This is a genomic window from Paraburkholderia sp. BR10936, from assembly GCF_040965735.1.
Classification (GTDB): domain Bacteria; phylum Pseudomonadota; class Gammaproteobacteria; order Burkholderiales; family Burkholderiaceae; genus Paraburkholderia; species Paraburkholderia nodosa_A.
Genome location: NZ_JBFRCM010000025.1, coordinates 1 through 19,218 on the forward strand (window position 1 = coordinate 1; position 19,218 = coordinate 19,218).

Here is a 19,218-nt window from a genome sequence, read left to right on the forward strand (position 1 = left end):
TCCCTCCCTTTCTGGCCCACTGCCATTGAGCGAGGTGGGCCGAAAATGGTGGTGAAAATCTGGTTTGCGACAACAACGCACGATTTGTCAGGAAGCCGACGCTGCGAACGTCGGTAGGCGCCATGCCGACATGTTTTCTCAAAGCGCGATGTGCATGGCATTTCAACGATTCTGGAGTGTTGGCATAGAAACTGCACTATAGCGATCCGCGCGGACACCATCCGGCCAATGCGTGACTCCACAGAAGAAGATCATATGGACACTGCACGCTGAGGACATGATCGCGGCTTTGCAGCCTTGATTGGCAACCTTGGTTTAATCCTTCTATCTCAATGGAGTACCACGATGGCTCAACTTCGGCAGATCGCATTCTACGGAAAGGGCGGGATTGGAAAATCGACCACGTCGCAAAACACGCTCGCGGCGCTCAGCGACCTTGGGCAAAAGATCCTCATTGTCGGCTGCGATCCGAAGGCAGACTCGACACGGCTGATACTGCACGCGAAGGCGCAGGACACAATTCTCTCTCTCGCGGCGGAAGCCGGCTCTGTGGAGGACCTCGAACTCGAGGATGTCATGAAGATTGGCTACAAAGACATACGCTGTGTGGAGTCGGGCGGTCCCGAGCCGGGTGTCGGCTGCGCGGGTCGCGGTGTGATTACGTCGATCAATTTCCTGGAGGAGAATGGCGCCTACGACGGAGTGGACTACGTCTCATACGATGTGCTGGGCGACGTGGTGTGCGGAGGCTTTGCAATGCCAATTCGCGAGAACAAGGCACAGGAGATTTATATCGTGATGTCAGGCGAGATGATGGCTATGTACGCTGCGAACAATATCTCAAAAGGGATTCTCAAGTATGCCAACAGCGGTGGTGTGCGTTTGGGCGGCCTCATTTGCAACGAGCGCAAGACCGACAAGGAACTCGAGCTTGCGGAATCGCTCGCAGCGATGCTCGGCACACGTCTGATCCACTTCGTGCCGCGCGACAACGTCGTGCAACATGCGGAACTACGCCGCATGACTGTGATCGAGTACGCGCCAGAGAGCGCACAGGCCGGCCAGTATCGTGCGCTTGCAGAGAAGGTGCATAACAACGCCGGCAATGGCGTGATCCCAACGCCGATCACGATGGACGAACTCGAAGATCTCCTGATGGAAAAAGGAATCATGTCGCAGGTCGATGAGGCGAAGGTTGGCAAGACAGCGGCTGAGCTGACCGCTTGACGGCTGCGGGGATGACGGTTGCCGTGCGGCGTACGGCAACCGATCCCGGCGATCCCATTTCTCCACTTATGGATATGTAATGACCGAAACGGTTGAAGAACGTAAGGCCGCTCACAAGGCTCTCATTGACGAAGTGCTGCGAGCTTACCCGGAGAAGATGGCCAAGCGGCGGGCCAAGCATTTATGCACTTTCGAGCAGGGTAAGCCGGACTGTGGGGTGAAGTCCAACATTAAGTCGCTGCCTGGTGTGATGACGATTCGCGGCTGCGCATATGCCGGTTCGAAGGGCGTGGTCTGGGGGCCGATCAAGGACATGATTCACATCAGTCACGGACCAGTCGGCTGCGGCCAGTATTCGTGGGGTTCGCGCCGCAATTATTATGTCGGAACAACCGGAGTCGATACGTTTGTCACAATGCAATTTACTTCTGACTTTCAGGAGAAGGACATTGTGTTCGGTGGCGACAAGAAACTCGACAAAATCGTCGATGAGATTCAGGAGCTGTTTCCGCTCAACAGAGGCATATCAGTTCAAACCGAATGCCCGATCGGTCTGATCGGCGATGACATCGAGGCAGTTTCGAAGAAGAAGAGCGCACAGTATGGCGGGCACACAATCGTACCCGTACGCTGCGAGGGATTTCGCGGCGTATCGCAGTCGCTTGGGCATCATCTCGCAAACGATGCGATTCGCGATTGCGTGTTCGACCGTGTCGATCCGAATAAATATTCCGCGCTCGAGTCAACTCCGTACGACGTTGCGATCATCGGTGACTACAATATCGGTGGCGACGCATGGTCAAGCCGCATTCTCCTTGAGGAGATGGGTTTGCGCGTTATTGCGCAGTGGTCGGGCGACGGCACGCTCGCTGAACTGGAGAATACGCCGCGCTCAAAGCTTAACCTGCTCCACTGCTACCGGTCAATGAATTACATAAGCCGGCATATGGAAGAGAAGTATGGTGTCCCTTGGCTCGAATACAACTTTTTTGGTCCCACAATGATTGAAAGGAGCTTGAGAGAGATTGCGAGCCGATTTGACGACACGATCAAGACCAAGGCCGAGAAAGTGATCGCCAAATACCGTCTGCTCACGGATGCGGTAATCGCGAGATATAAGCCACGCCTCGAGGGTAAGAAAGTGATGCTTTTTGTAGGCGGCCTTCGCCCGCGCCACGTCATCGGGGCGTACGAAGACCTCGGCATGGAAGTCATTGGCACAGGCTACGAGTTTGCCCACAACGATGACTATCAGCGCACTACGCATCACATTCACGACGGCACGCTAATTTACGACGACGTGACCGGCTACGAATTCGAGCGGTTCGTCGAATGCATGCGGCCGGACCTCGTAGGTTCAGGAATCAAGGAAAAGTACGTCTTTCAGAAGATGGGTGTTCCTTTCCGCCAGATGCACAGTTGGGATTATTCAGGACCGTACCACGGCTACGACGGATTCGCGATCTTTGCGCGCGACATGGACATGGCAATTTCGAGTCCTGTCTGGAATCTCTCCAAGTCACCTTGGAAAAAGGCAGCGTGAGCCAGGTGGCCCCGTTGGCGGTACGGCCGTGTCGCCGGACGGCTCTTCAGGAAATCGATTCAGGAGCGAGTCATGCCCCAATCAAGCGACAAAATTCTCGATCACGAACTGCTCTTTCGCGAGCCGGAATATCAGGAGCTTTTGCGAAACAAGAAGCAACATTTTGAGTTTAACCATCCTGATGAGGCGGTGAGAGAGGTTGCCGAATGGACAAAGACTGAAGACTACAAGCAGAAAAACTTCGCGCGCGACTCGCTAACCATCAATCCAGCGAAGGCCTGCCAGCCTCTGGGGGCGGTATTTGTGGCAAACGGCTTTCATAAGACACTGCCGTTCGTGCACGGCTCTCAGGGCTGCGTGGCCTATTATCGCTCACACTTTTCGCGGCACTTCAAGGAGCCGACGTCGTGCGTGAGTTCGTCAATGACCGAAGACGCGGCGGTTTTCGGGGGTCTCAATAATATGATCGACGGTCTGGCGAATGCATACAACCTTTATAAGCCCGAGATGATCGCCGTATCGACGACCTGCATGGCAGAGGTCATCGGTGACGACCTCGATGCATTCATCAAGAATAGTAAGCAGAAGGGAAGCGTTCCGCAAGACTACGACGTGCCGTTCGCTCACACGCCCGCGTTTGTCGGCAGTCATGTGACGGGTTACGACAACGCTCTACTGGGCATTCTCAAACACTTCTGGGACGGCAAGGCCGGTACCGCAACACCACTCATACGTGTGCAGGACGAGAGTGTAAACTTTATCGGTGGCTTTGACGGTTTCGTGGTGGGCAACATCAAGGAGGTTCGACGTATCTTCGATCTGTTCGGCGTGAACGTCAACATCATCTGCGATCCTTCCGACACATGGAACACACCAACGGATGGCGAATTCCGCATGTACGAGGGTGGGACCACGAAGGAAGAAGTTGAACGTGCCCTGAATGCGAAAGCAACGTTCATTTTTCAAGAATATTGCTGCGAAAAGACGGCGAAGTATATCGCGGAACACGGCCAAGAGGTAATTGTGCTTAATTCGCCAGTCGGCGTTTCTGGTACCGACCATTTCCTCATGGAGATATCGCGTGTCACGGGCCGACCGATTCCGCCTGAACTGGAAAGGGAGCGGGGGCAACTCGTTGATGCAATGGCGGACAGTCAGGCTATTCTCCATGGCAAACGCTATGCGCTCTACGGCGATCCCGATCAGATGCTAGGTTACACGCAATTCCTGCTCGAGCTCGGTGCAGAGCCGGTGCATATTGTGTCGACAAACGGTAACGACGGCTGGGCCGAGAAGGTCAAGGCGTTGTTGGACGCGTCGCCATACGGTGCGGGATGCAGCGCCTATCCGAAGCGCGATCTCTGGCATCTGCGCTCGCTGCTATTTACCGAACCAGTCGATTTCCTGATCGGCAACACTCATGGGAAATACTTGGAGCGTGATACGCGAACACCGCTAGTGCGACTCGTGTTTCCTATTTTTGACCGGCACCACTATCACCGTTTCCCGACGTGGGGATATGAGGGAGGATTGCGCGTTCTATTGGCACTACTTGACGAATTCTTCGAAAAGCTCGATGCAAGTACAATCGACATTGCAGAGACTGATTACAGTTATGACATTGTTCGCTGATGACAGAATGATTGTTGCCTAGACTTGGTTTGCCCAGGCCCTCGACGTGGGCGATCGTGCGCGGCCGCTCGGCGGATCGCGGTCCGCACGATTTTTTACTAGTTGTCCACAGCACGCGGGTATGGCCGCGCTCCGTAGTCCGATTAGCAACTATCCTCTAAAAGCCCCTGCTGGAAGTTGTAAATCTCGATGAATTGACTTGATGCAATGAAAGAGGGCAGGGGAAGTAAGCCCTGCTGGTGTAGAGCGGGATTCGCGCGCTCATCTTCTCCGAGGAGCACGCAAACGGACGCGTCTGACACAGCCCTCCGTGGACGAATACGACGCTAGGTGTCCGCCTGGACATGGTTCTTGAGCTGGGCGAGAAGAACTGGAAGCTCCGCCCGTTCGCCACGTCGATCCCGATCAATTTGATCGCCGTGAAGTTTGTTGCGATTTCGAACCGTCGTCCAGGACTGAGGTGCAGCTGCCTATTTCCGGCGAGTTGAGCGGCCGTTTTGGTGAAGTCGACCAGGCTAGGGGGAGTGCGGCGTAGAGTTCAATTCTACCGCGACTGTTCGAGATCGGACTAGGCGCGTCATTCTTGCACATCGAATCGCCTCTTCGCTGCAAGCTTGGGTGCTCAATGGATGCTCAATTCGTATCGGGAAGCGTGGGCGATTTGAGCCGGGCGCGCCAGTGCTTGGGGGAAATTGGTTGGTAATGATCGAGTACCGCGTGCCGGCGTGATTGTCGCTTCAATACCTCAAATAGCCGGGCGAAGCCCACGTAAAGCACGGAAAGGCACGTGTCGGCAAGTCTGCTGGCCGAAGGCGCAGGCAAGCAGTCTTTTCCGGCGCCAGTGGCCCTGTCAGGATCAGGTTCTGTGCATTGCGGATCCAATCAAAGCTGGCGAGCGACGAGACCCTTGTCGAGTCCGCGGCTCTTGCCGACAGCGTCTGGCATCGAGATTGAACCCGGTACGCGTGTGCGCGCCACGGTATGGCGTCAATCCAGCGCAGTTGCGACTGGTGCTCCGCAGGCTGATGCCAGCATGATTGCTTGCCCAGCGGTACTCACATATGGCTGGGCAACGGGTGTTAGGTGACTGAATGAACCCGTAAGTGCGTTCATTCTGGTACTGTTGATACCAGCGCGCAAACCAACCTAGGCTTGCACGACTCTCATTGCATTCGGTGGTCCGCGCGTCGCCGATTCACCATCTTGTTCTGCATCGAGACCACGTGCAAGCGGGATAAATATCAGGCTGCTACGATGTTAGCGCGGACATGAGGAAAATGATTCACTTCGGCCGCAGGATGTTGATGCGATCGGACTTTCAATCACGAAGCGCGGAAGCGGGGTATCTTCCTCATAGTCGATCTGCGTGCCGATAAAATAACGTAGGTTAGTCTCGTCCACGAACACAGTGAGGCCCTGTGTAAGCACCTTCGTGTCGGAATCGCTTACGGAGTCAACCAGGACAATAAAATATTCCGGCTGTCTTCCCGCATGAAATTCGGCACGCAGTCGAATATAAAGCGGCGCTTCGTGGCTCTGCGCGACAAGCTCGGCGGCTTCTTTTGCTGCTCGGGCCGTGAACGTAAAAAATTCACACGCGGGTTCTGTCGATATGCTTGATCGTTGGGAGATCATAGATTTTCCTGGAAAATTAATAGAGAACTATATCCGTCTCTACAATGTGAATCTGCACGAGGAAGGAAAGCAAGTACTGCGCCACATCGCTCGCAATACTATCGCTCAGATACGGAATTAGATTGCTGAGGTGAGTGTGCAAGAGTGAAGCAATGCGCGGAACGGCAAGGTGCAGATCTCCTTGCGCCATAGCAAACAAGTGAGCGAGATCCGGGGCGCGAGCCTTGCGACTCATCGCGAGTCGATACACGTCCTCTTTAACCAGTTGAAGTTTGCGATCTTGGACGTCTACATTCGACGTTAAACTAAGTTTATCCTATACACAGAGAAACTAGCGCCACGCTCGGGAAACGCAGGCGGAACAACGGCGCGAAGTTAGCAGAAATAGAATGGTTGGCGCAGGCGACTCTCGCTTGGGGAGAGCGAGTTGCACGGATAACGCATGAAACAACGATACATTTTTCGGATGACATCTAATTCTTCGGATGGGAGATGAGTGAAATGAAATTGATAGAGCATCCAGTCGTGGCCCAGAAGGGCATAGCCGTCTTGGATTCCGTAGACCGCGCGATCCTCAGACACTTGCAGCAAGACGCCTCGCTATCGATTGTCAGCCTTGCAGCGAAAGTGAAACGCAGTGCTCCTGCGTGCCTGCGGCGTGTGGAACGACTCAAGGAGACGGGACTGATACGAAGAGTCGTCGCACTGCTCGACGCGAAGGCTCTAGGCGCGGGCATGTTCGCCGTAATCGGGATCGTGCTGGACGGCTCGACGCCCGAGGCGTTTGCCTCATTCGAGAAAGCGGCGCAGAAGGTGTCTGGCTGCGTAGCGTGCCACGCAGTGAGCGGGAGGTTTGACTATATCTTGCTCGTTCGAGCGCGCGGCAACGAAAGCTTCAACCGGTTGCATGCTGCACAAGCGTTGCAACTGCCGGGAGTACGGGAACTGCATAGCTTCAAGGTGTTAAAGGAAGTCTTATCGACGCAGGCGATACCGCTGTAACCGCAAACGCTTGGAAAGGTAGTCTTGACCTGTGTCACTCATCAGACAGGTTCTAGTCGTAACCAAACGACACGCTTCGAATCGCCCCGCTGGCTTTCGCAGACCAAACTCGTGACGGATAAACTATTGACCTATCCGGCGACCAAGTCCGTTCTTAGTGGCCCGAGCAGACTGAGTTGCGCCAGCAACGTCCCAACTCATGTTCAGTAAAGTTTCGCCGGCAACCGAAGCGGATGCGCTTCGCGCAACGCGCCACGCTGTCACAATCCAGACAATCCCGACGATTCAGACAAAGGCAACGTGAGACCGGCCCCCCCTGTTACGGTGATCGGGAATGGCGATGCATGCCACAACACCTTCCAGGTTTAGGTGGGACAGGCACGGACCTTGCGTGCCGTCGGCCGCTAAGTTAGAAGGCGCAGACAAGTTAATACCTTTCGTCAATTTGAAAGCGCTTAACGATGGCATATAAAACTCGCCGCCTCGCTACGCACGGCTTTGCGGCCAACTTTGTCATGCGGAGCAACAACATGAAAGTACTGATCGATAAACTGCACCGGCTTTCGTCGGCTGAGGACTTCTTCCGATTCTTCGCCATCTCATATGACGACAAGGTGGTGGACGTAAGTCGATTACATATACTAAGGCGTTTCTTCCAGTACATCAGACAGTCGGAGGACCTGTCCGCGGATCACGACGCAACCTTATTCTTGGTTTATCGAAATCTCCTGCTGAAAGCGTACAACGACTTTGTCATTTCCACGCCCGCTGAGCAAAAGGTGTTCAGAGTTCTTCAGGAAGCCGACGGAGAGCGTCATATCTCTCTTGATAGCCTGCGTGAATCCCTGCCGGCTCGGGCTAACAATTGAAGTTGGTGAGCGAGTCATATTGGTGCTTGTCTGAGTCGTCACGATGCGACTCATCGCTTGATGCACGTTGTGACTTCGGTTGACTTGTCTTTTGAACATCTGCCGGGAGTGGTCCATCAGCACTCAAGTCCGGCTGACGAGCGGACAGGAGCGGTTTCGATGCTTTCATTGCCGTCTTCGTCCCCGCACGTCATTTCTGTTGGCGGAACAGCGCTTTACACAACTCATAGCGGAGCTTATGCGTCTGGAACGATGGGTGGAAGAAGGAGTCCTGTGGGCGACAGGGGGCGGCACTCGCCCCTACGGACCAATGCCGCCGTGGCAATCTGCGCTAAGGTCCTCTGCGGGTCCATCTGGGCGCGGCGTGCCCGACATTCCCTTTGATGCAAAGGCGGAAACTGGGGCGCTTATCTACGGCACGGCAATGCCTCGCCGTTTGGCGGAACAAGCTTGGCCTCACCGAGATTCGTCGGGCTCTTCGCTCGCTTGCTGTCAGCCAGTGACAATACATTCGGTTTCCCCGGCGCATCGATATATAAGACTGCGGCCGCTAATCCGCCGGCGTTTCACGATGTAGTCAAAGGTAACCACGGCTTTCTGGGTCACGGGTACCGCGTCGGCCTAGGCTGGGATTATCCGACCGGTTGGGAGTATTGATTTCGCGGGGGGCAGGGATCGGTGCCAGCGAACGTGCCTTGTGCGGCTCCGGATTGGACTTCTTCGGCACGTTCAACGGGAACAGGAAAAGCATTGCGGTCGATGTGAAAGACCCGCGTGGCGTGGAAATCGTCCACAAGCTGCTTGCCGCGGCTGCGGTGTTCAGCGAAAACTTCAAGAGTGGACAAGCTAGGCCTCGGGTATGTCGCGCTTTCCAGGGTCAATCCACGTCTCGTCTATGCGTCGCACAAGGGGTTTCTGCCCGGCCCGTACGATCATCGCACCGCGCTCGACGAAGTCGTGCAAATGATGGGCGGACTCGCTTACATGACGGGGCCCGAGGGCAGACCGCTAAGCGCCGGGACGAGCGTCAACGACATCATGGGCGGTATGTTCGGCGCAATGGCGGCGCTGGCTCAACGCGAAGGCACGGGCCGCGGTCAGGAAGTGCCCTGCGCGTTGTTCGAGAACAATGTGTTCCTCGTAGCCCAGCACATGATGCAGTTTGCCGTGACGGGCCAGGCCGCGGCGCCGATGCCGAACCGCATTTTCGCGTGGGCTGTCTACGACGTGTTTTCGGTCAAGAACGGGGAGCAGATTTTTTGGTGGTGGTCTCCGATACCCAATGGGCACTGTTCTGCGACGCTTTCGGGCTCGCCGAGGTGACTTTGCCGTCCGATGCCAGTGGCGCAGGGCGGCCCATCGAGACGAGGACGCCGCTGCGGCCCTTGACGCTCGGCGGCGAGCGCTTGCAACTGCGCGCGGGACCGCCCTCACTGGGTGAGGACACGCGAGCGCTTCTGATGGGTCTCGAATACAGGCCGGAGGATGTGAGGCAATTGACCGAGTTCGGTGTCCTCAAGTGTGCGTACAGGCAGCCTGGCGATGCGTCGAAGCCTTCGGCGAACGAACTCGCCAGCGCCTGAAGCAGCCACGTAACACGAAAGACACATGGAATCATCGAGCCGCGGAAGCAGGAGAGGCCGCCGCGCGGAGAAACGACATGACATCCATCTCATCAAACATCGCAACGGGCAGCGCGTTCGCGTCCGCTCATGTGCAGTCCGCGGTCAGGAAGGCGGCGTGGCGTTTCATTCCGCTGATCGCGCTTGCGTACTTCTTCAACGACCTGGATCGCACGAGCGTCGGTTTCGCGGCGTTGACGATGAATCGCGATCTTGGTTTGACCGCCACACAGTTCGGGTGGGGCGCGGGCATCATGTTCGCCGGGTACTGCGTGTTCGAGGTTCCGAGCAACCTGGCGTTGTACCGCTTCGGTGGGCCGCGCTGGCTCGCGCGAATCGTGATCACGTGGGGCTTCTTCGCAGCGGCAACAGCGCTGGCCGTGGGCCCAAAGAGCTTTTACGCGATCCGGCTGCTGCTGGGCATCGGCGAGGCCGGCTTCTGGTCTTTCGATCGTGCTGGGTATCACGACCTTGCTGACCTTTTCCCTCTACGCCTTCGGTCGCGGAGATTAAGAATGGAGCCACGTCCCTCGTTCCGACGCCCTCAGGTCCTCGGCGCTCTCGCAACATCGATGTTGTTGCCCGCTATCAGCGCGCGTCTTGCATTTGCAAAAGAGGAAACGCATTCCGTGAGTATAACCAACAACTAGCTGCCCCGTTAGTGCCGACTGGCTCGCCTCCGGTGGCGAAGGGGCGCTCGAACCCGATATGCCGATCATCGACGCGCATCATCACTTTTACGAACGACCGGGCTGGACCTACCTTCTCGACGAGTACCTCGAGGACGCGCGCACGGGTCATAACATCACCGCCTCCGTGTTCATGCAGGCGCTGACACGGTATCGCGCCTCTGGTCCGGAGTCGTTGCGCCCGGTCGGCGAAATCGAATACGTGGCTGGCGTCACCGCGGCGTTGCAAGGCGGCAAGCCACAGGTAGCGAAAGGTATGATCGGCTACGCGGATCTTCGACGGGGCGCGGCGGTGCGCGATGTTCTCGGAGCGGAACTGCACGCCGGCGATGGCCGGTTCTGTGGCATTCGACATCTCGTTACATGGGACGCGGACCAGACACTCGCCAATCCCTTTTCGGCGCCGCCGCGAGGGCTGCTGCTTGACCCCGACTATCGGGCGGGCGTTGCACAACTGGCTCCGCTGGGCCTGTCGTACGACGCATGGCTATTCTTTCCGCAATTGCCGGAGCTGTTCGACATGGCAAAGGCCTTTCCGGATACACCTTTCATCATCAACCATTGCGGCGGTGTCGTCCGCATCGCGTGCTATGCGAATCAGCGCGTGGAAGTGTTCGATGCCTGGTCCCGTTCGATGCGCATGCTCGCCGGGTTGCCGAATGTTTATGTGAAGCTTGGTGGCCTCGGCATGCGTATGAATGGCTTCGCGTTTGAAAAGGGCGAACGTCCGCCGTCATCGGATGAGCTGGCGCACGCGTGGAAGCCTTGGATGCATACGTGTATCGAAGCGTTCGGTGCGGAGCGCTGCATGTGCGAGAGCAATTTCCCTGTCGATAAGGGATGCCACCCATTCAGAAACGGTTGGAACGCTTTCAGGAAATTGACTGCGCAAGCTGGCGCCGATGAGCGCGAAGCACTGTTCCAGGGAACGGTGAGCAAGGTCTACTGCCTTACGTAGCGCGGCGGATGCCTGCCGCGTGGACGGACACGCTGCGCTAGTAGTGGAACGGATTGAGCGGATTTGATGAGCAAATCGCCCGGATCGAGCGACGTATGCGCGAGTGGAAAAAGGAAGACAGGAATGTCAAGAAGGCATTTCGCGGCGGGCGCGAGTGTGCTGCCTGGACGGGGGACTGGTGCCAAACAGGTACTGTTTCCGGCACGGAAGCTAGCATGCAAGACGATAGCACGTTGTATGTAGGGCGCGACGTTCATAAGGATTCGATCATGGTTGCCTATGCGGTCGGTATGAGCGATGTGGAACTGCTCGGCAAGATCGGCACGTCACAGATGGAAGATGATCGCTTATGCAAACGACTGCACTTCAAAGCGACGCGCATCCGCATCGTCTACGAAGCAGTTCCACGCGGCTATGGCCTTTGCCGGCGACTGATGCAGAAGGCCTCGACATGTTGTATGTGCACCATCGCTCATCCCGCGCAAACCCGGCGAGCCCGTCAAGACCGACCGGCGTGACGCCATCAAGCTGGTGCGTTCGCTGCGAGCGGGCGATCTGTCCGCGGTGCATGTGCCATGCGGCGGAAGATGAAGCGTGTCGCGATCTGGCCAGTGCTTGGTCATCGGCGCGAGAAGACCTTAAACAGCTGCGATGCGGGCTGAAATCGTTCCTGCTCCAGCATGGTGTGAACTACATTGGACGTGCGGATTGGGGGCCGACACACCGACGCCGCTTGAGCACGCGCAAGTTCGACAGCGGCTGGCGTTCAATGAACACCGCAACACGATCGAGGATCGCCTAGCGCAATGCGAACGGCTGGAAACCGCGTTCCGTGATGGTGGCGATTGTTTCAGTCCGGTCCATCAGCATTTCGCTCTCAAGCGACGCGTCCTACGTGCCTCACTTTATCGCAAACAGCTTGCCGGCGCGCATTTATTCATTGGGGCCACAAGATTGCGGTGCGATCGAGCCGGCATTCGGTCACATGAATGCCGGCGCAAGTTCGATTTGTTTAATGACAAAGCGACCGGAAGCCAGTCCATCCCAGAAAGCTTACTTTGCGCGATCCGTTACATAGTAGGACACCGGTGCATCAATAATCTCATGAGCTATGCCAGTCACCATTCCATTTGCAGAAGCCTCATCTGGACTGAGAACCTTTCTGTTATTTTCACTGTAAATCATTGAATTTATTTCCTTGCCGTTCAGGTTGGTGCAACTTCTGTAGATATCTGAAAGCATTTGCTTGACGGTATCCAAATTTTCCGTGGCAACATTGAGCTGATCCGGCTGAAACCTGTTGCTCAGGTCTATGCTTGGCGGGTGCAGAATAAAGCGTCCCCCAGGAAAGGAGAGGCGATCCTGAGCGCCGCAAAACATCATCGTAGCAGCCGACATCACCGTGGCTAAATTAACTGTTATTACCGGAACCCTCGAACTCTGGATGGCGCGGTAAGTAATATACCCCGCGTCCGTATCTCCACCACCGCTGTCGATGTATAGATAGATCGATTTTAGCTTCGGGTACTTCGCGTTCAACTCGTCCAGCGCCGCTATCAAGTCATTCGCCTTTTGAATTGTAACGGGCCCTGTATAGAATATTTTGCTATTCAATACGTCGTATCTTCGATCCGCTTCCGGGATAACTTTTGAGAGGCAAGCATGGGCCGGCACTCCATAAAGAAAAGATAGCAGCAACGTGCCACGAATAAGAATTTCACAAAGAACTCTCATATTTTTCCTATTTGGAAAGGAAATACTGATTAATTAGCCCGTCGCTTATGTCGGAGCAGACGGACGGATCCTACAAACGATAGACATCGACACGCCCAGGGAAACTTGCCGCTTGGCTCGGGCTCACGCCGCAACATCATTCATTCGGAGCAAGGGCTAGCCGGGATCATCAAGCCACGACACCGATACATTTGCTCGAAGCGTGCCCGCCTCCGTGAGCCCGCTGCCGATGGTCTTGGCTTAGGTAATCGTGCAGATGGGTGCATACAATCGCCGAAGCTGCAAGGATTGTCCTCATGATCTAAAGCTCCGCTCTAGGTGTTGTTACGTTTGACGTTCCCCAAATTGTCGGAGCGGGCGGGCTTCCGACGACACTTCCTTCATTCAAGGCCTATTGACTCACAGTCGGATCGAACGCCGGAATTCGCGCGTGGCTACCTTCGCGCGTGCGCTAGCTCCGCGTGCGTCCGGCAAGACGGCGCACCATGCTGTTATGGCGTCAATGGCAAGCGGCTCCCATTTGTGCACCCACGCACGCAGCACGGCGTGATTGCCTTCCTGTTCGATGGCCATGCGAACGAGCTCCTTGGCCCAACGCCGATGCCGCTCGGTGTCAATGAGCTGCGCATCGGTAAGAAGGCCGAGTAGGATATCGCCGTTTTGGCGCGCCGTGACGCCGAGGCCGCGCAATACGGTCTCTTCCACTGCCGGGCGTACCACGAGATTTAGCGCGACAAAGCATTCAGCCCAGTCCCACGCGGTGAGTGCTTCTTCAACTAGTTTTCGCCAGCCCTGCCAAGGCGGGTCGAGTTCCCAGCGGCGCCGCTCATCGCTGCCGAAGCCGAGGTCCGCAAAAGTCAGGGACAGTTCTTTGGTGCGATACGCGGTGTGCGTGAGCCAGCGCAGAGAGTCAGCGGTCTGGTATGCGGCACAGTTGGAGATCGTGGAAGCGGGGGCCATCTGGACCAGATACGCTGAGCCCATCTGCAGCGCATGAAACAGGAAGCGAGCGGGGGTATAGACGCGTGCGAGCGAGGCCGCCCATGGCCGGGCGAGTTGGGCGTCGTGACCGCGCGTGGAGAACTGGTCGAGGAGACCATATACGTAAGTTTCCTGACCATCCTGCAGCAGGTTGTACGTGCGATAGACGATCTGGTCTGGATCACGAAATGCGTTCCAGTCGGGATGTCGCAGCGGCGAGGCGTTGCGGTTGCGCTTGAACCATTGCGCCATTTCGAAGTTAGGGTCCAGTTCGAAGGGGGCGTCGGGGTTGTCGGTGGTATAGTGCAAGTTCGTCGAGACGATCTCATACTCGCTTGGCTTGCGCCGCCGCGCGGCTAGATGGCTCCATGTTTTCAGCGGCTTGAGGACTTCGGGCTCAGTCATGCTCGTCTCCGGTTAAAGCGTTTTCTCGTAGTAAAACCGCACGTAGCATTCGGTTGTTTCGATGCGGCCTGAAAACGAGCTGAGGCTGACTTCCAGCTCGCACATCATGAACGGTCGGCCAAGCGTTTCCTCAAGCGTGGAGCGGCGGAGGATCAGTTCGCCATCCGTATCGATGCGCACATACGCGAATTTGTCGTCCACGCGGATCGTCTTGCCGGGGTTGTCTTCGTGCGCGGCTTCGATGACGCCCGCCGTAATGCTGCCCGCACGAAGCACGGGACCCACGCGGTTGTTGCGGTAAGCCAAGGCGGTGGTTTCGGTGGTCATGATCGGTTCTCTGTGACGTTCAGGAATGGGCAAAGAGGGTTTCAACGCTGCCCACCGCAACGAGAACGTCTTCGCCCTCGATCTTTGCGGGGTATTCGCGAAGCCGGGAGTCGCCAGGATTGATTCCTTTGCCGGTATTCACGTCGAAGGTCCATTGATGCGCGCGGCACATCAGCACGCGGCCGTCGAACTTTCCTTCCCCGAGCGGAATCGCCTGATGCGGACAAGCGCCCCGAAAGGCGTGCGGCTCGCCGCCTTCTGAGTTCACCACCACAATCACGCGGCCATCCACCTCCGCTTCGATCATCTCGCCTGCCCAAAGGTCGTCGAGCGTGCAGACTTTCTGGTACTTCATTTCGACCTCATTCGTCGCAAAAGATGAATTCGAGCGTTTCCATCGGCTTGATATCCGTCTCGCCGAGCTTTGCGTCGCGCGCGTAGAACTGCCCGGCGCCCTGGCGCCGCACGCGCACAACCTTGTCAGGCCGTGGGATGACGCGTCGGCCCACGGAATGGAACGCGGCGGCGGCCGCAACTTCATCCATCGTATTGCCGGTATCCACCGGCAACAGCTGCAATACGAAGTCGTATTGAAAATTTGAGATCACATGGAAGAGTGCCATGTCGTCCTCGTTTGCGTGGCAGCCTCAGGCGGCTTGTTTTGTTGTCACGGGTCCTCGGTACGATTCGACCCATGCATACTGGTGCGCGTCGTCGCCCATTTCGCCCGGCGCGAGCCCCATGTAGTTCAACGCGCCCAACAGGTCGGGTGGCTGGATATGACCGGCGAGGAGGCGATCGACGAGCGTGAGGTGATCGCGGTAACGAACCGGGTCCTGCTGGAAGACCCAGCGGTCGATTTCCGAATTGAAGTGATACCTGCGGCCGTTATGGTCTAGAGGGTAGTCCTTCACGTTCCAGCCATCGCCCGGAATGGCGCAAATGGGCAACTGGCTCATGTTGCAGAGGACAGGCAGCGTTTCGGGCATCGTAAGTTCCCGGCGGCCGAGGAGCAGGTTTTCGATAATGACGTCCCATACCTTGCCGAACGAGTTGTTCCAGCCGGGATATTTTTCTTCCAGCCAGTCGCGGCATTCGGGCGTCACGCCAGCTGCGGGGTCCCACCAAACCGTGGGACGCCAAAACCAGATGCCTAGCTGATAGGCGTGGTGCTGGTAATCGAATTCATTGATCAACTGGTCCCAGTACCAGGGCAAATCGAGGCCGAGATCGATGAGTGTCCGCTCAAACTGACTGACGATCCACTCGCGCGCGAATTCCTTGAACGACTGGTTGCGGTGCTCGATCGGCGTGGCGTAGTCCATCGACGATCCCGTGAGCAGACAGAACAGGCGCCATGTCCGTGCGATTGCGACATCCACGAGCTTCTGGGCCTCCGTCTTACGGCCGTTTGCAATCAGAATGTGCAGCGCCGGGCCGCCGATTTGCGCATGTCGCGATTCGTCCGTTTGAATGCTGGAGATCAGGCTTGCGAAAGTGAAATCGCCGACGTTGACTGCGTCGGCTGCCAGACCGAGGAACTGTACATTGGTGAAGCCCGTTTCGAACGCGAAGGTGAGCATAACCGCGATCTCGATCGCGCTGCGGGACATAAAAAGGTCGTCAAATGTGTTGCGGGCGGCAATTGCACCCCACTGGTTCGTGTGACAGGCCTTGTGCGCCCAGTCAAACTGCCTGTCTTTTGCACAGTAGTCGTGAGGGAAGTAGAGCTGCAACTGCCCGTGACGGTTTTCGTCGAGCATGCCGAAGGTGGCCATGTTGCGCATCCCTGGTGCACGGCCGAAGCGAACCATGCGTGCTTCGGCGCTCATTGCCGCATACTCGCCGAGTGCAATGGCGCCGTAATGGGCCTTAAGGATGGAAAGCCAGCCTGGATCGGTATCCTCGAAGCTGCGGCAGCAATTCAGGGCTGCCTTCACAGCATAGGCACCAGCGTCTTTTTCGCGCTGGATACGGACGTACTCGGGATACGACGTCTTGTACGGCTCGTCGTAGCTCTCCCATTGGACCATCGGAATACCTTGTGCGCCAGACATGATGTCGGGAAAGAGATCCGAATCCGACACGTAGGACGGGGTCCAATTGTTGGCGCGGGCGATGTCGTACCAGTCGACGCGTTCCAATAACGCCATGGTCAAGTCTCCTTCGTAAGTCGCGATTTGGTTTGCCGGAGCACTATTGCATCCGCCGGGCGGGTTACCTCAGAGCAAAATCGGTGCCAATGTGCCGACCTGATTGCATCGGCGAGGAAGAAGTCCCGGGAAAGGGAGATCGAAGATATACGCGCCCGTTGCCGGGGGGCGATCCGAATGCGCTAGTTTCCACGGGCGAGGAGTTAGAAAACCAGCAACGCGGGCAAGCGCGAAAGCTGCCGCGTGACACAAGGCCGGTACCAGGTCTTTTTTCGCAGGACCGAATCCACTCGGCATTAACTGAGAGTGCGTCCCGGGTCCTTCTCGTCGAGGGATTGTTCTGTCTGCCGGCATAACCACAGACCCAAGCCCCCGATCCTTGATTCCGAATGAGTTAGCGCGTCTGCCGCGACCTGAATGCACTAGGCGGGAATGTCTGGATTGTTATATAGATAACGCGCAATGTGGCACTTCTTCGACAAAAACTCGGACAACGTTAAAGCGAACTGTCGCGGTCAACTGATTCCGGGGAAGAAGGGTCTTTCGGTGACGGTGTTGCCTTGTAGGCGGTGGGCAACAGGCGAGCCAGCGTGGAGTGCAAGCACTGGAATGTTCGAGAAGACGAATACTGGTAGCTATTGCGCCGGGCCTCATTGTGGTTTCTGAGCTGCAATGCGGAGCTCTGACATGGGGAGGCGTTCAGCGACTACAGGCAGCCGTGTATCCAATAAGAACATCGGCAGTACTGGTCTGCGCGTAGCGTTGACAGTAATCGAGATTGACTTAGCTAGCTCAACGAGCCGATAGATCCGGTCGCCACCGAGCCGCACGGCGATTTCGATCAGCGTGGGACCGTCGCGCGTCATGCGCACTTCCGCATGAAACACGCCCAGCGTCAAGCCGATCTGTCTCGCCACCGTTTCGACATACGCGCTCAGCCGAGCTGGGTCGCGCTCGTCGAGCGTAGCGTCGACCACATGTCCCATCTCGACGAAGTACGGCTCGGGCCCGAGGATCTTTTCGGTAACGGCAAGCACGCGCGGACCGAGTGGACCGACGTAGCCTTCTACGCTGTACTCGGGGCCGTCGAGATACTTTCAAGCATCATCGCTTGACCGACTTCGCGGCCCATGTCCGGCACAGATCGATTCGCAACGCTGCGGATTATCGCGTGCAACGGCGCGAGGGAATCGACGCGGCGCACCAGTAGGCTGCCGCAACCATCGACCGCCTTCACTATGGCAGGAAATCCGACGTGCGCCGCCGCGCGGGCGACGTCGCCACGCTTCGCGATCGACGCGAAACGCGGGACGGCGAGCCCGGACATGCTAAGTCGCCGACGGCAACGGTATTTGTCGCGTTGTGAGCGCGGCCGCTTCGGGCGCTAGATGAGGTAAGCCCAATTGTGCGGCCGTCTGCGCGACGATGTCGACCGCGTACTCAAAGCCGGCAACGAGCGCGTCGATGCCTCCGACTGTCCGCACCGCCGCAGCGACGTCATCAGCCGAGCCAGTGTCGACACTCGTCAGCGACGCGACGGTCCGTAGGTGCGTTGGCGGCACGATGCGAGTATCTGCGCAGAACGCGTGTACCGGATGCCCGAGCCGCTGCGCTGCAGCGACCGGCGCGGTGCCCGATGAGACGGGCTCTACTACGACAGTAGCCATGATGCGCTCCTCATGCGACGACCACCTCCGACTGGCGCCCGGTTTCTGCCTTCAGTTCGTCGAAGTAATCGCCGACCAAGCAAGTTGCGCAGATGCATTTCGGCCTTGTCGATGCCACCCCATCCGTCGATCGCCCGCTGGAGGGAGGCGCACATCAGACCGTCGCGGTCGCGCGGTTTGTCGTATTGGATATGGCCAAGTGAACCCTTAACGGTGTGGTGGCCGAAGGCTCGACCCGCAGCCTCGGTGATCGTCTTATTGTAGCGGCCCGAATACCATTCGACGAACCAGTTCCACACCATCGTCGGCAACGGGCCATCGCGTTCGATGCTGAGATACAAGTAATTGATCAGCTTGCTGGTCGAGTGGAGCGGCTGAATGGTGTCAATCCGTTCGGCGGTGAGGCCAAATTTTTTGATGTCGCGCAGAAAGAGTCCTTCGTGGCCGTATTGCTCGGCGAGGTATTGCGAGAGGATCTGCGCGAGTTGATTGTCCTTGAAGCCAATCTTGTAGAGCGCGAATGCATCGATTTCATTGTTCAGGCGGATGCGCAGCACTGTCTCGACGAGATGCCGCCGATAGTATTCGCGGTCGATCCGTTCGCCGCGGTGAAACGCGGCGGTGTCGGGCGAGGCGGAAAAGAGCGCCTGCATTTCACAGTCTGCAACCGGTTCGAAACGGGCACGATCTTGGTGGGCCATTTTCAGTCTCCAGTAAAACTACATGAAGGGAAACAGCATCGCGAGCGCGACACATACAACGACGAAGCGAACC

Annotated in this window: 15 protein-coding genes and 5 pseudogenes; 10 read left to right on the top strand and 10 right to left on the bottom strand. The window is 57.0% G+C overall.

All coding sequences use genetic code 11. From position 1 onward, the window contains the following. Positions 1-345: 345 nt before the first annotated feature. From nifH to nifK, 3 genes are all read left to right on the top strand, one after another. A complete protein-coding gene (gene nifH, locus AB4Y36_RS35240; RefSeq protein WP_069268295.1) occupies positions 346-1,227 on the top strand; it encodes a nitrogenase iron protein in 882 nt (293 codons plus the stop codon). A 79-nt stretch (positions 1,228-1,306) separates the two neighbouring features. Continuing rightward, a complete protein-coding gene (gene nifD / locus AB4Y36_RS35245; RefSeq protein WP_069268296.1) occupies positions 1,307-2,770 on the top strand; it encodes a nitrogenase molybdenum-iron protein alpha chain in 1,464 nt (487 codons plus the stop codon). Between the two features lie 72 nt (positions 2,771-2,842). Beyond that, positions 2,843-4,402, top strand: a complete 1,560-nt coding sequence (gene nifK, locus AB4Y36_RS35250) for a nitrogenase molybdenum-iron protein subunit beta (protein WP_368685446.1) — start codon at positions 2,843-2,845, stop codon at positions 4,400-4,402. A 1,257-nt stretch (positions 4,403-5,659) separates the two neighbouring features. Here the strand turns inward: nifK and AB4Y36_RS35255 are convergent. Beyond that, on the bottom strand, positions 5,660-6,037 hold the full coding sequence (locus AB4Y36_RS35255) for an iron-sulfur cluster assembly accessory protein (protein WP_083245583.1): 378 nt from the start codon (positions 6,035-6,037) through the stop codon (positions 5,660-5,662). A 501-nt stretch (positions 6,038-6,538) separates the two neighbouring features. On the opposite strand from AB4Y36_RS35255, the gene AB4Y36_RS35260 reads away from it, so the two are divergent. The 7 genes and pseudogenes from AB4Y36_RS35260 to AB4Y36_RS35290 all read left to right on the top strand — a co-directional run. After that, a complete protein-coding gene (locus AB4Y36_RS35260; RefSeq protein ID WP_069268299.1) occupies positions 6,539-7,039 on the top strand; it encodes an Lrp/AsnC family transcriptional regulator in 501 nt (166 codons plus the stop codon). 530 nt (positions 7,040-7,569) lie between these two features. Further along, positions 7,570-7,908 carry a nitrogenase stabilizing/protective protein NifW gene (gene nifW, locus AB4Y36_RS35265; protein ID WP_069268345.1) on the top strand — a complete coding sequence of 113 codons (339 nt, stop codon included), beginning with the start codon at positions 7,570-7,572 and terminating at the stop codon, positions 7,906-7,908. 677 nt (positions 7,909-8,585) lie between these two features. Then, positions 8,586-9,491: pseudogene (locus AB4Y36_RS35270) on the top strand (CoA transferase); the annotation flags it as partial. 77 nt (positions 9,492-9,568) lie between these two features. Then, positions 9,569-9,973, top strand: a pseudogene (locus AB4Y36_RS35275) (MFS transporter); the annotation flags it as partial. A 72-nt stretch (positions 9,974-10,045) separates the two neighbouring features. After that, positions 10,046-11,177, top strand: a pseudogene (locus tag AB4Y36_RS35280) (amidohydrolase). Continuing rightward, a pseudogene (locus AB4Y36_RS35285) lies at positions 11,162-11,350 on the top strand (IS110 family transposase); the annotation flags it as partial. The pseudogenes AB4Y36_RS35280 and AB4Y36_RS35285, both read left to right, overlap by 16 nt. A gap of 42 nt (positions 11,351-11,392) precedes the next feature. Continuing rightward, positions 11,393-12,002, top strand: a pseudogene (locus AB4Y36_RS35290) (IS110 family transposase); the annotation flags it as partial. 228 nt (positions 12,003-12,230) lie between these two features. Here the strand turns inward: AB4Y36_RS35290 and AB4Y36_RS35295 are convergent. The 9 genes from AB4Y36_RS35295 to AB4Y36_RS35335 all read right to left on the bottom strand — a co-directional run bounded on the left by AB4Y36_RS35295 (position 12,231) and on the right by AB4Y36_RS35335 (position 19,145). Then, positions 12,231-12,911: an ATP-dependent Clp protease proteolytic subunit gene (locus AB4Y36_RS35295; RefSeq protein ID WP_342925257.1), complete on the bottom strand. Its 681-nt coding sequence runs from the start codon at positions 12,909-12,911 to the stop codon at positions 12,231-12,233. 399 nt (positions 12,912-13,310) lie between these two features. Continuing rightward, positions 13,311-14,297 carry an aromatic/alkene monooxygenase hydroxylase subunit beta gene (locus AB4Y36_RS35300; RefSeq protein WP_069268302.1) on the bottom strand — a complete coding sequence of 329 codons (987 nt, stop codon included), beginning with the start codon at positions 14,295-14,297 and terminating at the stop codon, positions 13,311-13,313. A gap of 12 nt (positions 14,298-14,309) precedes the next feature. Beyond that, entirely contained in the window at positions 14,310-14,624 is a 315-nt protein-coding gene (locus AB4Y36_RS35305) for an MmoB/DmpM family protein (RefSeq protein WP_368619630.1), read from the bottom strand. 19 nt (positions 14,625-14,643) lie between these two features. Beyond that, entirely contained in the window at positions 14,644-14,979 is a 336-nt protein-coding gene (locus AB4Y36_RS35310) for a Rieske 2Fe-2S domain-containing protein (protein WP_069268304.1), read from the bottom strand. A 7-nt stretch (positions 14,980-14,986) separates the two neighbouring features. Beyond that, the gene (locus AB4Y36_RS35315) at positions 14,987-15,247 is read right to left on the bottom strand and encodes a toluene-4-monooxygenase system B family protein (protein WP_342925261.1); all 261 of its coding nucleotides are present in this window, start codon (positions 15,245-15,247) and stop codon (positions 14,987-14,989) included. A 24-nt stretch (positions 15,248-15,271) separates the two neighbouring features. Next, positions 15,272-16,777: a toluene monooxygenase gene (locus AB4Y36_RS35320; protein ID WP_368619629.1), complete on the bottom strand. Its 1,506-nt coding sequence runs from the start codon at positions 16,775-16,777 to the stop codon at positions 15,272-15,274. A gap of 650 nt (positions 16,778-17,427) precedes the next feature. Continuing rightward, complete coding sequence (locus AB4Y36_RS35325; RefSeq protein ID WP_069268307.1) at positions 17,428-17,814, bottom strand: ATP-grasp domain-containing protein; 387 nt, start codon at positions 17,812-17,814, stop codon at positions 17,428-17,430. A 29-nt stretch (positions 17,815-17,843) separates the two neighbouring features. Further along, positions 17,844-18,104 carry a hypothetical protein gene (locus tag AB4Y36_RS35330; protein WP_368619628.1) on the bottom strand — a complete coding sequence of 87 codons (261 nt, stop codon included), beginning with the start codon at positions 18,102-18,104 and terminating at the stop codon, positions 17,844-17,846. Positions 18,105-18,428: 324 nt separating this feature from the next. Then, the gene (locus AB4Y36_RS35335; RefSeq protein WP_368619627.1) at positions 18,429-19,145 is read right to left on the bottom strand and encodes a hypothetical protein; all 717 of its coding nucleotides are present in this window, start codon (positions 19,143-19,145) and stop codon (positions 18,429-18,431) included. Positions 19,146-19,218 lie beyond the last annotated feature (73 nt).

Coding starts and splice junctions, on each gene's coding strand:
- nifD (WP_069268296.1), top strand. CDS start 1,307: ATGACCGAAACGGTTGAAGAACGTAAGGCCGCTCACAAGGCTCTCATT.
- AB4Y36_RS35300 (WP_069268302.1), bottom strand. CDS start 14,297: ATGACTGAGCCCGAAGTCCTCAAGCCGCTGAAAACATGGAGCCATCTA.
- nifK (WP_368685446.1), top strand. CDS start 2,843: ATGCCCCAATCAAGCGACAAAATTCTCGATCACGAACTGCTCTTTCGC.
- AB4Y36_RS35305 (WP_368619630.1), bottom strand. CDS start 14,624: ATGACCACCGAAACCACCGCCTTGGCTTACCGCAACAACCGCGTGGGT.
- AB4Y36_RS35255 (WP_083245583.1), bottom strand. CDS start 6,037: ATGATCTCCCAACGATCAAGCATATCGACAGAACCCGCGTGTGAATTT.
- AB4Y36_RS35295 (WP_342925257.1), bottom strand. CDS start 12,911: ATGAGAGTTCTTTGTGAAATTCTTATTCGTGGCACGTTGCTGCTATCT.
- AB4Y36_RS35310 (WP_069268304.1), bottom strand. CDS start 14,979: ATGAAGTACCAGAAAGTCTGCACGCTCGACGACCTTTGGGCAGGCGAG.
- AB4Y36_RS35335 (WP_368619627.1), bottom strand. CDS start 19,145: ATGGCCCACCAAGATCGTGCCCGTTTCGAACCGGTTGCAGACTGTGAA.
- AB4Y36_RS35330 (WP_368619628.1), bottom strand. CDS start 18,104: ATGTCCGGGCTCGCCGTCCCGCGTTTCGCGTCGATCGCGAAGCGTGGC.
- nifW (WP_069268345.1), top strand. CDS start 7,570: ATGAAAGTACTGATCGATAAACTGCACCGGCTTTCGTCGGCTGAGGAC.
- AB4Y36_RS35320 (WP_368619629.1), bottom strand. CDS start 16,777: ATGGCGTTATTGGAACGCGTCGACTGGTACGACATCGCCCGCGCCAAC.
- nifH (WP_069268295.1), top strand. CDS start 346: ATGGCTCAACTTCGGCAGATCGCATTCTACGGAAAGGGCGGGATTGGA.
- AB4Y36_RS35315 (WP_342925261.1), bottom strand. CDS start 15,247: ATGGCACTCTTCCATGTGATCTCAAATTTTCAATACGACTTCGTATTG.
- AB4Y36_RS35260 (WP_069268299.1), top strand. CDS start 6,539: ATGAAATTGATAGAGCATCCAGTCGTGGCCCAGAAGGGCATAGCCGTC.